Origin of the sequence: Staphylococcus gallinarum (assembly GCF_029774255.1) — a bacterium.
GTDB lineage: Bacteria > Bacillota > Bacilli > Staphylococcales > Staphylococcaceae > Staphylococcus > Staphylococcus gallinarum.
This window is the reverse complement of record NZ_CP069082.1, coordinates 2,773,436-2,786,587: the sequence shown is the minus strand read 5'-3', so window position 1 is coordinate 2,786,587 and position 13,152 is coordinate 2,773,436. Positions and strand designations below refer to the sequence as shown.

The window sequence follows — 13,152 nt, the reverse complement described above, 5'->3', positions numbered from 1 at the left end:
GTGCAAATTAACGTTAAGTTCTATAATAAATGAAATTATAAGCAAAAGTTATAAAGAATATCCAAAAATGTTAATAATTCCTCAAAAATTCATATATACATTATATTCAAAAATGATTATACTTAAAAACGTGTTTGTTTTTAATACATCAAGGAGTAATTTAGAATGAATTTTATTAAAAGAATATTGAAAAAAGAGGATTTTTCACTTTATCAAAATAAAGATGCGCATTTAGAGCGTACGCTTAGGGTTAGAGACTTTCTTGCATTAGGTGTAGGGACAATCGTTTCTACGGCAATATTCACCTTACCGGGTGTTGTTGCTGCTGACCATACAGGCCCTTCTGTAAGTTTGTCATTTCTTGTTTCTGCTATTGTAGCGGCACTGGTTGCCTTTGTTTATGCAGAGATGTCATCAGCCATGCCAGTTGCAGGTTCGGCATATACTTGGATTAGTATATTGTATGGTGAATTTTTTGGCTGGTTAGTAGGTTGGGCATTAATTGCTGAATATATTATTGCCGTCGCATTTGTTGCGTCTGGATTTTCTGCGAATTTAAGGGGATTGTTTGAACCTTTCCATGTGAAGTTACCGGATGCACTATCTAATTCATTAGGGACAAATGGCGGTATCATTGATTTAATTGCGGCTATCGTAATTATTATTACTGCTTTGTTATTATCTCGTGGGGCATCAGAAACCGCACGTGTACAAAATATATTAGTGGTGCTAAAAGTATTGGCAATATTACTATTTTTAATTGTTGGTTTAAGTGTAGTAGATATAGGACACTATGTGCCATTTATTCCTGAATATAAGATGACTGCTGATGGTGCCTTTGGTGGTTGGCAAGGTATCTATGCCGGAAGTTCAGTCATATTTATTTCGTATATCGGTTTTGATTCGATTGCTGCGAACTCGGGTGAAGCCATTAATCCACATAAGACAATGCCACGTGGTATTCTTGGGTCATTGGTCATTGCGGTGACATTGTTTGTAGCTGTGTCTTTAGTACTCGTAGGTATGTTTGACTATTCTCAGTATAAAGACAACGCTGAACCTGTAGGTTGGGCATTACGTACGAGCGGTCATGAAACGGTAGCTATTATTGTTCAAGCAGTGTCGGTAATCGGTATGTTTACGGCATTAATTGGTATGATGTTAGCTGGTTCCCGTTTGTTGTATTCATTTGGTAGAGATGGTATCTTGCCAGCTTGGATTGGACGATTAAACAATAAACATTTACCGAATAGAGCTTTATTAGTCTTAACAGTTGTTGCAGTATTAGTAGGATCGGTCTTCCCATTTGCATTCTTAGCACAGCTCATATCTGCAGGTACACTTGTTGCATTTATGTTTGTGACAGTTGGTATGTATGGACTACGTAGAAGAGAAGGTAAAGATTTACCAGAGCCTGGATTTAAATTACCACTTTATCCAGTAATGCCATTAATTATTTTTATTTGTATCTTTGCGGTATTTTGGGGATTGAGTGGTCAAGCTAAATTCTATACGTTGATGTGGTTTGTCATAGGGATTGCCTATTACCTATTTTACGTTACAAAAAGCATGATAAAAGAAAAGAAAGTACAGTAATTTATGGAATATCAAGCTGTGATAGATGGTTAACATCTGTTGCAGCTTTTTTATTTGTAAATATTTAAAGTATCAGAGGGTTTTAATTTTCAAAAAGTATGGTATATTGTAATTATGTTGCAAATGCAACAAAAAGGAGTTTGAAAATGAAAGATATATTGAGAGATATAGGTGTTATTGCCAGGGCACTTGATTCAATCAGTAATATTGAATTTAAAGAATTGAATTTAGCTAAAGGGCAATTTGTTTATTTAGTTAGAATTTGTGAGCATCCTGGAATTATTCAAGAAAAATTAGCTGAAATGTTGAAAATTGATAGAACTACGGCATCACGCGCTGTGAGCAATTTGGTTAAGAATGGATTTGTTGAGAAAATAGCAGATGATGATAATAAGAAGAATAAATTATTGTATGCGACTGACAAAGGCCAAGCTTTATATCCATTGATTATTAGAGAAAATGAACATTCTAATAAGGTCGCACTTAATCATTTTTCAGAAACAGAAATTACAGAATTAGCCTCTATGCTTCAAAGAGTTAAAGATAATATTTCAGATGATTGGTTGTATGTCAAAAAAGGTAATAAGCGTGATTATTAAAGATGGGGTGAAAAATTGATACAAGCATGTACTAAAGCAGATATCGACATTTTGAAGGATTTAAGTATTCAAACATTTGATGAAACGTTTAGATCACAGAATAAACCAGAGAATATTAATCAATATTTAGCAAATGCTTTTACGACAGCTAAATTATTAAGTGAAATTGAACATCCACATTCATATTTTTATGTGATTTATTATCATCAACAATTGGCTGGTTATTTGAAAGTAAATATTTTAGATGCACAAACGGAACAGTACCCAGGAAATAATTTAGAAATTGAACGTATTTATATAGCAAAGGATTATCAAAAGTTTGGCTTAGGAAAGCAGTTATTTGAGCATGCTTTAACTGTGGCAACTGAAAATAACTGTAATCGTATATGGCTCGGTGTATGGGAGAAGAATGATAATGCTATACAATTTTATAAACGTTTAGGATTTACCAAAATTGATGAGCATGCATTTTACATGGGGGATGAAAGGCAAATTGATTATATTATGTCTCGTCCTATAAAGGAGGATTAGCATAGCAATGTACATTCCAAAACAATATACTAAAGAGGATTATCAAGAGATCAAAGCATTTATGCAACGTCATAACTTTGTTACTGTTATTTCGACTGTGGAAGGCAGACCAATAGCGACACATGTTCCTGTAAATGTTCAGGAAGATGAGGAAACATTATATATTACAGGACACGTTGCGAAGGGGAACCAGCAATGGCAAACATTAGATCATGGAGGGAATATCTTAGTTATTTTTCAAGGACCTCATGCGTATATTTCTTCTACTTGGTACGAAGATGAAGATGTTCCGACCTGGAATTATCAAAGTGTACAAGTATATGGTAAGAGTAGGTTGTTAACGGAAGAGGAACTGGTATCTGATTTGACGATGCTATTGGATAAATATGAAGGGCAGCGAGATCAAGGTGCTACTTGGAACAATATGTCTGAAAGAACAAAGCGTCAGATGAAAGGTGTTAAGGGTTTCCGTATAAAAGTAACAGAAATTTTTGCGGCGTATAAATTAAGTCAAAGTCGTAGTACGACAGACAAAGATAATATTATTGATACACTGGATCATTCTGACAATCATTTAGACCGTGCAGTTGCCGAAGCAATGGCGAAAGAACAAGGACGCTCGAAATAAGAAATTCGTTGTTATAGAAACACTGAATCATGATCATAACTATAGTGAAAGAAAAAATTCTGGTAGTCCACGATTAAGTACAGTAGAATGTAGGAATCAACTTATTTATACTAATAATTGTAGGTAATTAGCATATTAAAAGATTTAATGACAAAATTTATTTAAATGGAGATGACCTTAATGAATATTGTTTCAGTCATTTTAACTGTATTAGTGGCTTTGGAGTTCTTTTATATTATGTATTTAGAAACATTTGCTACCACATCTGCTAGTACGAGTAGAGTATTTAAGATTTCAAAAGAGAAGTTACAAGATGCTAATGTCAACGTACTACTTAAGAATCAAGGTGTGTATAATGGTGTAATTGGTCTTGTACTATTGTACGCCGTTGCATTTGCAAGTCACCCCAAAGAAATGGTTGCAGTGATATTGGTTTATATCATTATCGTTGCGATTTATGGTGGGCTATCTAGTGATAAGAGTATTATATTGAAACAAGGTGGTTTGCCAATTATTACATTAATCTCATTGTTCTTTTAAATTATATTTGTGAGGTTTAGAAAAGCCGCTACATTGTTGTGTAGTGGCTTAATTCCCGGGAAATAACCGAATAGGTTGAAATTAGCTAAGAAATTGTAGGTGAATGTTATGGAAACATTGGATGCATATTTTAAATTATTTGATGACTCGCGTGTGAGTGAAGATAGCTTCAATCGTTTAGTGGCACTATTTAGTGAAGATATTACCTTTGTATTGAATGGTCAATCTTACCACGGCATTGAGGCTTGGAAACAGTTTGTACGTAAAGTGTTTGAAATCAATGCAGATTTAAAGCATATGTATGATGGTTGGATAGAAAATGAGGACGGCAGCTTTCAAACGCGATGGGCGGTTTGTGGTAAACGTTATGAAACAGGTGTTTATACGCAAGAAGGTATAGATATTGCGAGGTTAAATGAGCACCATCAAATTACTTATTTGGAAAACAAACCAGATGATAGTGGCTTATTTTCATCGGTAAATTAAATTATATTACTATCGAAACAGGTAACAATGTGTCTTGAGTAGTGGTTGAACGGTTAACGACTTAAAGTTAAACGTTAAGTAGGTATACCACATACGTACATGAGGCGCAACGTTACCTTTTTTTGTTGAAATATTGAATAATGTTGCGGATGGTAATTGAATTAATACTGACTTGCACTTGCTTTGAAAAATTACTGAAAAAATAGGACTCCATTAATATAAATTTGTGGTACCATCATACTTGTGTATATTTTTCTAAGATTACAATATTCGAGTAATAGCAACGAATATTTATAGATAGATAAGACGTTAAACGTGTTATCACTAGAAAAGTATGACCAGTAATGACTTGATGTGTGGGGAAGTCTAATCATATAAGTGCTCGACAAGCAATATTGTAATTGAAATATATACATCAATATAGATTAGGAGGTCAAACACATCATGGTTACCAAGCAAAAATCGGGAAACAAATTGATTTTAGCTATAGTATTTAGTGTGTTAACGTATTGGCTATTTGCACAATCGTTTATAAATATATCTACGGAAGTACAAGCAACATATCACACGATGACTGGTGTCGTTAATTTATCAGTGAGCCTGGCATCGTTTGCTACAGGCATTTTTATGGTGGGAGCTGGAGACGTCGCAGATAAAATTGGTAAGTTGAAAATGACGTATATCGGTATTATCTTAAGTGTGATTGGCTCATTGCTCATCATTATTTCTAGTGTCACTGCGCTACTTATTGTGGGTAGGATCCTACAAGGATTATCAGCAGCAATACTATTACCAGCAACGGTCGGCGTATTAAATGATCAATTTAAAGGACAGGATCTGCGTAAAGCCTTTAGTTATTTAATGATTGCAAGTGTAGGAGGCGTTGGCTTTGCATCGATGGTCGGCGGTTTTGTAGCGACTTATATGACTTGGCAAGTTAACTTTGTCATTTCAATAGTAATCGCACTGATTGCATTTGTATTGTTGATAGGAACTAAAGAAGTAGAGAAGGAAATCATTGATCGTCAACCTTTTGACTATATCGGCATGTGTTTGTTTGCCGTTATGATAGGCAGTGTTACTTTGTTTATGACGCAAGGTTTCGAACGTGGTTGGTTAAGTGTATTTTCAGTAAGCTGCCTCGTTGTATTTTTAATTTCAGGTATAGTATTTGTAATATTTGAACGTAAAAAGGCAATGCCGTTTATTGATTTTTCATTATTTAAACACCGTGCATTTGTAGGATCTTCGTTAAGTAATGTTATCTTGAATTCAGGTATTGGCATGATGACCGTATTTAATATGTATGTACAAACCGCAATTGGCTTAAATGCCTTTCAAGCTGGCCTGGTTACAGTACCTTATGTGTTAATGGCGATCTTTATGGTGCGCATAGGAGAACGATTATCAGTGAGATATGGTGGTAAACCGATGTTGTTAGTAGGGCCACTGTTCCCAACAATGGGTCTCGTACTGATTAGTTTGACTATGTTACCAGCCCAGTGGTACATCATGGCTGCGACAATTGGCTTTGTTATTTGTGCTATCGGTAATGGCTTATGCGCAACCCCAGGACTAACGGTTGCCTTATTAACTGTGCCAGATGAAAAGGTAGGGCTAGCCACAGGTTTATATAAAATGTGTGCGACACTTGGTGGAGCCTTTGGTATTGCAGTAAGTACTACAGTTTATGCAATATTACAAACACATACGACAATAGAAATGGCTGCTATGGGTACGTTTCTAATCACATTGTGCATTATGGCGACAGGTGTTATTATGACACAATTGATTATTCCTAAGCATACAAAAGCTTAAGTACTAGTATGGATAAAGTGAATTAAGTAGATTAAATAAAGAGGTAACATCATTAATAACTGTGCAGTTTATTGTGCTACAGGTGAATAATGAATGTTACCTCTTTTTGTGTTTGGCGTTAATGCTTACTATTACTATACAATTTAACTTTAAATGAATGTTAGTCATATCTGTGTATTATAATGCACCTTTACTTGAACTTTATTGATATCTAAATTTATTAATAACGTAGGGTCGCTCGCATAAATAATGAATACAGTTTTTAAATAAGTATTATTTTGCGGAAAACGATAACTGACGATATATTTATTACCATCTTTGAAATAATCATATTTATAAGTTGGCGCAACAAGACGTGTCAGTTTATCTAAGTATTGTTCTTTAACAAAGCGATTAATACTTTTATATTTTTTATTCGTATACATTCGTTTACGAATGCGAGAAAGAGAATTTGGACATAATAAACTACAAAATAGTTCGGCGTCCCTTTTAACAATACTATTCATAAAATCTTCAATACATTGTTCTATTTTCATCATACCACCGCCTAATCATAATCTTTGAAAAGCTATACTTAAAACAGTGAATATCTAACAAAATGGAAAACAAAGCGTAGGAACAGTTGATGTCATTATTTGTTGAGCAGGCAAAAACGTGTGACGTCATCATGCATATTCATAGTCATCTAAATTATTAATCACTTGTTATAATATGTACAAAACCATTTTCAAACAAAATTTTAATAATTTTAGAATTGAATATATTTCCATATTTTCCACTAATATTAGAAAATAAACATTTTTACTGTAAAATAACACTTTTGTATTGGTGCTACTTTATATTTTATTAACATATAAATTAAATTTAATTAATAACAAATGGTTTTATATTTGTTAATATGTAGTATGGGAGGTATACAATATGAAAATAAAAAATATTATAAGTTTAATTGGTATTGCAATAATTGCCGTCTTAATTGTCGGATGTGATGATGGTGAAGAAAAAAAGCCAAAGCAAGAAACGGTTAACAAACATAAGCAAGAGCTCGTATATTTTGAACAGTTAGCCAACGGTGATGAAGATTATCCAAGAGCAGAAATTGGATATAAAGACAAAAAAGGCAAAACGCATACATATACAACGGAAAGTAAAAATGTTTATGAACATATCTTGAAAGATAGTAAGCAAAAACCATACGTTGTAAAAGATGGCAAGAAGTATCACGTCTATCGACTGCCATATATGACATACGATAATAATGAAATTGAAGGTGAAGTTAAAGATAAAGGAGAGGTAAGTAAAGATGATAAATAAGGTCAGCGTTTGGGTTTGTACGCTTGCCATGTTGGGACTTGTCTTTTCACCTGTGACAGAAGCTATTGGTAGTAGTGGTTCAAGTAGCTCAAGCAGTACGAGCAGTTCAAGTAGTTCAAGTAGCAGTTCGTCAACAAGTAGTACGACGAGTACGTCTTCAAGTGCTCGTGCGAATGTAGCATCACGTGCTGTACAAAGTAATATGTCTACTAATATCAATAGTTCGAGAAATGCGACGTCACAAAAAGCGAATAGTAAAACAAGTAGTACGAAACCTTTATCAAGACCTTATCATTCCTTTATTACGCCTACTGCACCTTATAATGATCAGCGATTGGCATCAATGTATTTCAACAATACTTTGTTTTTTTGGATTGTAATGCAACATCATAATCTCAACATCAAGCAGCAACATCATATATTACAGAATAATATGACTGCAAAAGATAAGCTATATACGATTACAATTAAAGATAAACGAGATAAAGAACATTTAATTGTTGTCCCTAAAAAGGATTACGATGCAATTCAAAAGGGTGCACATGTGAAATATAAGAATGGTAAGTTGATAACGACTCATAAGTAACATGGTTATTTAATCACGAAATTTACAATTTTATATGAAAAAGACAGAAAATAATAGATATAAAAGTGTAAACAATAATGTGGCAGTCAGTGATACTATGCTATTATCTAATGTATAGTATAAAAAGAGTTAAAAAGGATGGGGAACATGGACTACTCAAATAGTGTTAAACCAAAAGGGAATCGCATTATTAATATATTAATATTTATAGGATTAATGTTCCTAGTGTCATCACCTACGATGATTGCGGGATCAATTATTTATTCTGTCGTCAATCATGCAAGTTTATGGATTGTTATAGGCATAACGGTATTGGGTATTATTTGGACTATATTTATAATGTGGTTATTTAGATGGTATTACCATAAAAAAAGCTATGAAACACTTCAACATCGATTTGGATTAAAAGATATTTTGATTAACATTTTGTGGTTTATTGTTTTACGTATTACGATTGGTGTTTTTACTCTTATTATGCAATCGGTATTTGGCGATAACATTTCGGAAAATGATAAAATCTTGCTAAATCAAATGGAACAATTGAACGATTTAAGTGTTGGATCAGTAATAGGATTGCTATTTTTCTTAATTGTCATTATTTTTGTAGCCCCATTTTTAGAAGAATTACTGTTTAGAGGTATTTTTAAGGAAACTATATTTAAAAAGTCGGCGTTTCTTTTACCATTGATTATATCTTCAGCAATATTCTCATCACTCCATGGCTCTACAAACTGGATTAGCTTTTTGATGTATATGACTTTGGGTATGTTTTTTTACTTAGTTTACAACAGACGTAAAAACTTGAAAGATAGCATGATGGTACATATGTTGAACAATGCTATGGCAGGTATTGCTATGTTAGTTATGGTATTTACGTAATATTTATTGGCAATATTGATTATACACAGTGCAAAAAAGACGGTTAATAGCCGTCTTTTTTTATTACTTCGTATTGTTAGCTCGCTTTCCTAGGGGACAGCTTCAGCCTGTAGTCTTCCGCTTGTCCTGTTCCCTCAGGAGTCTCGCTAAAATACTGTCCAGAAATTAAGGCTTTACATTAAAATACTTTAGGGTTCCCATATTAAATGTATACTATTTGTGTTGTGATATAAATCATCAAATATACAAATAACTCATCTATTATTTTTATTCATTACTGCGTATTGTTAGCTCGCTTTCCTAGGGTACAGCTTCAGCTTGCCCTGTTCCCTCAGGAGTCTTGCTAAAATACTATCTAGATATTAAGGTTTTACATTAAATACCTTGAGATTCTCGAGTTAAATGTGTCTTATTTGTATTTGAGCATAAATCATTCAATATACAATAATGCATCTACAGGCTTCTGATGTTTGTCCTAGAACTTTATATCTGAGAATCTTTATTTGTAGTGATATCTACGAGATGCCACTAATGTAGCACTGTCATTTACCGTATATACTAGTCTATGTTCTTGATTAATTCGTCTACTATAATACCCAGAAAAATTGCCAACTAGCTTTTCTGGTTTGCCTATACCCTCTAAAGCACCATCTCTAGAGATACTTTTTAATAATTGATTAATTCTTTTAACCATCTCTCTATCCTTGTTTTGAATCAGATACATTCTGTCTGATATCTTTTAACAACCACAAAAATAGCAAAATCCAAATTTATATTATGAATAAGTAAATAACCTTGCCTCTTGTGGTTTCTATTTACACGCAAAGTTACGTATCGTTTCATAAGTGTATCGTTTCTATAATAGTTATAAAATTTTAAATTTTTGCATATTTCTCAAAATTAATGGTATATTACATGAAAGGGCTTACATATTTAAAGGGGGATGATGGTTAAACTTAGCGTCGAATTGTTGTGTTGCATTTAATGAATGATAGGAGATTATTGGTATGAAGATTATTCCATTATCTGAAGTAACAGACATTATAAAGGACGATAATACAATTGCTATAGCTGCTTTGTCATCAGCTAACTTGCCGGTAGCCTTACTAAAGGCATTGGTTGATCACTATGATGAGTTGCAGACACCTAAGAATTTAACGTTTATGTTAGCCAATGATATCAGCGACTATCGGGGGGATGGTGTTGATTTAGATTCATTTGTAACAAGAAATATGATAAAAAGGTTGATTACGAGCATTATAACAGCATCACCAGAAACAATTCGTGCGATGAAAGACAATGAAATTGAGGCATACTATATACCTCAAGGTGTACTGACGACACATTATCGTAATCATACAGCTGCTTCACCTGACTATTTAACACGAATTGGTTTGCATACGAATGTTGATCCTAGATATCGAGGAGGTAAAGTGAATCAACGAACTACAAAAGATTTGGTGAGCCTAGTAGAAGTTGATCATCGACAATATTTGAAATATGATTTTCCAAATATTGATATTGCTTTGTTAAGAGGAACTTATGCAGATCAAGATGGGAATATTTATATGACGCATGAAGCCCATCTTGGTGAGGGTTATAGTGTAGCACTAAAGGCACATAATAATGGTGGTAAAGTCATCGTGCAAGTTAAAGCGGTTATTGAGAATGGAAAATTTAATCCGCGAGATGTCTTTATTCCTGGAAAATTAGTTGATTATATCGTTGTAAATGAAAATCCAAAATACCATAGACAAGTAATGCAGCATTATTATGATCCTGCACTTGCTGGTGAATATCGTATTCCAGAAATTCGAGAACCTTTCTTACCATTAAGCATTCGCAAAGTAATATTACGTCGAGCTGCTCAATTTTTAAAGGCAGAAGATGTAGTGAGTATAGGCTTTGGTATCAATAATGACTTGTCGAATGTATTAATTGAAGAGAATGCGAATCATCTTGTGCAATTGAATATTGATACAGGTGTGTTTGGAGGCATGATTAGTAGCGGACAAAACTTTGGAATGAATTACAATGTTAGTGCGCAAATGAGGCATGATCAAACTTGGGATTTTATTTATAACGGCGGAGTAGATGTTGCTTATTTAAGTTTTGCAGAGGTTGATGCGGTAGGTAATGTCAATGTTTCAAAATTTGGTGACAAAATGAATGGTTGTGGTGGCTTTATTGATATTAGTCAGACGGTAAAGCGCATTGTTTTTTCAGGAACAATGGTTGCCGGGGGTCAACTTGATTTCAAGGATGGACAGATTGATATAAATAAACAAGGACACACGCATAAATTTGTGCAACATGTGGGCAGTGTAGACTTTAATGCACAATATGCACAGGAACTTGGTCAGGAAGTTTACTTTGTCACTGAACGGGGTGTATTTGAACTCATGAATAACGGCTTGAAATTAATTGAAATCGCACCAGGTCTAGACATCGAGAAAGATATTCTGGCACATATGGATTTCAAACCAATGGTTGCAGAGGATATAAAGGTGACTAATCCGGCGATTTATCATGACAAATGGGGAGGTTTAGCTCAAGTCATTAGGTCGGAAGATCGTATTTAAAGGGGGAGAAGAATATGAATTACGACTGGATTAAAACGAGAGCAGCATATGATGAAGTCAAACCAGCAGTGATCGATCCGTTTAAAGGCACATCGTGGTCTTATCAAGATTTGAATAAACGAGCAGAAAATTTAGCGACACATTTACAAGAAGCAGGGGTCCAACAAGGGGATGTCGTCGGTATTTTCGCACCAAATGATGTTTCATTGCTCGACTTGTTATTTGCTACAACAAAATTAGGTGCTGTATATTTACCGATAAATTGGAGACTTAAGCCAAAGGAAATAGAAAGTGTCATTTCAGATTCTAATGTGAAACACATATTTTATGCAGCAAAGCATTTATCAACATTACAAGGTATGGCAGATGATTTGTTATATATGGATGTTGACTCTGCTGAATATGATGAGATTGTCGATCCAACGAATCATAAACCATTTGAGTCAGTAGCTATTGATGGTGATACATTAGCTATATTGATGTATACAAGTGGTACGACTGGATTGCCAAAAGGTGTGATGTTCTCATATGATTCACTGGTCAATAATCTGATTAACACAGTTCTAACTTATAAGATTAATGCGACATATAAAACGATTATCGCCACGCCAATGTTCCATGTATTAGGTTTCAATGATTTGATATTGCCATTGTTGATGGCAGGGGGAACGGCAGTACTGCAGCGTTACTTTAATGGTGAAGATTTAAATGATTTGATGACTGAACATAAGCCGAATTATTTAATTTTAATACCGACTATGTATTATGCTATGCTCGTTTCGAAAAACTTTAACATAGACAACTTTAAAGAGGTTGAGTTCTTAGTGCAGGGTGGATCCGCACCTCTTGCCGGAGTTCAACAAAAATTCACGGGAATGGGTCATCATATTATTAATGGTTATGGTCTGACAGAGGCCCCATTAGTAATGGTTAATACACCTGAAAATAGCATTAATAAACCTGGTAGTATAGGTAAACCAATTATGTTTGTTGATATCCGTGTCTTAGATGATAATCATGAGGATGTATTAGCAGGTGAAATTGGAGAATTGGCAGTAAGAGGTAAAAATGTAACGCCAGGTTATTGGAATAAACCCGAGGAGACTGAAAAAGCATTTGTTGATGGGTATTTTTTAACAGGGGATTTAGCTAGAGTAGATGAGGATGGCGATGTTTTTATAGTAGACCGTCGTAAAGAAATGATTATAACAGGTGGAGAAAATGTTCTACCTTCAGAAGTAGAAGCGGTTCTCACGACGCATCCATTAGTAGCACAAGGTGTTGTGTTAAGCTTTGATAGTCCAAAATATGGCGAATCTGTGGCAGCAGCAGTTGTATTAACAGAGGATGATCCAGACTTTGAACAGAAATTAGATGAGCACATGCGTGAAAAGTTAGCTGGCTATAAAGTACCACGTATGTATTTAAAAGTAACACACATGCCACTGAATTCAACTTCTAAACCAGATAAGTTAGAATTACAAAAGCTAATGAATCAAAAAGCACAAGATGGTAAAGCACATGCAGACGAGATTTAACCATTACATCATACTAACAATATTAAATAAAAAATTTTGTGCAATTATGTAAGCG

General features: G+C 34.1%; 14 protein-coding genes. 12 read left to right on the top strand and 2 right to left on the bottom strand.

All coding sequences use genetic code 11. The features are described from left to right. Positions 1–165: 165 nt before the first annotated feature. The 7 genes from JN168_RS13175 to JN168_RS13145 all read left to right on the top strand — a co-directional run bounded on the left by JN168_RS13175 (position 166) and on the right by JN168_RS13145 (position 6,198). Entirely contained in the window at positions 166–1,596 is a 1,431-nt protein-coding gene (locus JN168_RS13175; protein WP_042737696.1) for an APC family permease, read from the top strand. A 146-nt stretch (positions 1,597–1,742) separates the two neighbouring features. After that, on the top strand, positions 1,743–2,195 hold the full coding sequence (locus tag JN168_RS13170) for a MarR family winged helix-turn-helix transcriptional regulator (protein ID WP_042737695.1): 453 nt from the start codon (positions 1,743–1,745) through the stop codon (positions 2,193–2,195). A gap of 15 nt (positions 2,196–2,210) precedes the next feature. Beyond that, the gene (locus tag JN168_RS13165) at positions 2,211–2,726 is read left to right on the top strand and encodes a GNAT family N-acetyltransferase (RefSeq protein WP_229366803.1); all 516 of its coding nucleotides are present in this window, start codon (positions 2,211–2,213) and stop codon (positions 2,724–2,726) included. A 7-nt stretch (positions 2,727–2,733) separates the two neighbouring features. Beyond that, positions 2,734–3,354, top strand: a complete 621-nt coding sequence (locus tag JN168_RS13160) for an FMN-binding negative transcriptional regulator (protein ID WP_229366804.1) — start codon at positions 2,734–2,736, stop codon at positions 3,352–3,354. Positions 3,355–3,534: 180 nt separating this feature from the next. Then, positions 3,535–3,894 (top strand): DUF1304 domain-containing protein, encoded by a 360-nt coding sequence (locus tag JN168_RS13155; RefSeq protein ID WP_042737692.1) that lies wholly within the window; start codon positions 3,535–3,537, stop codon positions 3,892–3,894. 108 nt (positions 3,895–4,002) lie between these two features. Further along, the gene (locus JN168_RS13150; protein WP_279525970.1) at positions 4,003–4,380 is read left to right on the top strand and encodes a nuclear transport factor 2 family protein; all 378 of its coding nucleotides are present in this window, start codon (positions 4,003–4,005) and stop codon (positions 4,378–4,380) included. Between the two features lie 444 nt (positions 4,381–4,824). Further along, positions 4,825–6,198: an MFS transporter gene (locus JN168_RS13145; protein ID WP_279525969.1), complete on the top strand. Its 1,374-nt coding sequence runs from the start codon at positions 4,825–4,827 to the stop codon at positions 6,196–6,198. 164 nt (positions 6,199–6,362) lie between these two features. Here JN168_RS13145 and JN168_RS13140 read toward each other — a convergent pair whose 3' ends face one another. Continuing rightward, positions 6,363–6,734, bottom strand: coding sequence for a hypothetical protein (locus JN168_RS13140; RefSeq protein WP_042737689.1), 372 nt, complete (start codon positions 6,732–6,734; stop codon positions 6,363–6,365). A gap of 385 nt (positions 6,735–7,119) precedes the next feature. Between JN168_RS13140 and JN168_RS13135 the strand changes: the two genes are divergently transcribed. The 3 genes from JN168_RS13135 (at position 7,120) to JN168_RS13125 (ending at position 8,977) form a co-directional block, all read left to right on the top strand. After that, positions 7,120–7,512 carry a hypothetical protein gene (locus JN168_RS13135; protein ID WP_052495389.1) on the top strand — a complete coding sequence of 131 codons (393 nt, stop codon included), beginning with the start codon at positions 7,120–7,122 and terminating at the stop codon, positions 7,510–7,512. Beyond that, entirely contained in the window at positions 7,502–8,098 is a 597-nt protein-coding gene (locus JN168_RS13130) for a proteophosphoglycan 5 (RefSeq protein WP_279525968.1), read from the top strand. Before JN168_RS13135 ends, JN168_RS13130 begins: the two co-directional genes overlap by 11 nt. Positions 8,099–8,245: 147 nt before the next feature. Further along, on the top strand, positions 8,246–8,977 hold the full coding sequence (locus JN168_RS13125; protein WP_157947227.1) for a CPBP family intramembrane glutamic endopeptidase: 732 nt from the start codon (positions 8,246–8,248) through the stop codon (positions 8,975–8,977). A gap of 499 nt (positions 8,978–9,476) precedes the next feature. Here JN168_RS13125 and JN168_RS13120 read toward each other — a convergent pair whose 3' ends face one another. Next, the gene (locus JN168_RS13120; RefSeq protein ID WP_279525967.1) at positions 9,477–9,701 is read right to left on the bottom strand and encodes a Txe/YoeB family addiction module toxin; all 225 of its coding nucleotides are present in this window, start codon (positions 9,699–9,701) and stop codon (positions 9,477–9,479) included. A 283-nt stretch (positions 9,702–9,984) separates the two neighbouring features. Between JN168_RS13120 and fadX the strand changes: the two genes are divergently transcribed. Then, positions 9,985–11,559 carry a fatty acid degradation protein FadX gene (gene fadX / locus JN168_RS13115; RefSeq protein ID WP_042737683.1) on the top strand — a complete coding sequence of 525 codons (1,575 nt, stop codon included), beginning with the start codon at positions 9,985–9,987 and terminating at the stop codon, positions 11,557–11,559. Positions 11,560–11,573: 14 nt separating this feature from the next. After that, complete coding sequence (gene fadD, locus JN168_RS13110; protein WP_229366807.1) at positions 11,574–13,097, top strand: long-chain-fatty-acid--CoA ligase FadD; 1,524 nt, start codon at positions 11,574–11,576, stop codon at positions 13,095–13,097. Positions 13,098–13,152: the final 55 nt, after the last annotated feature.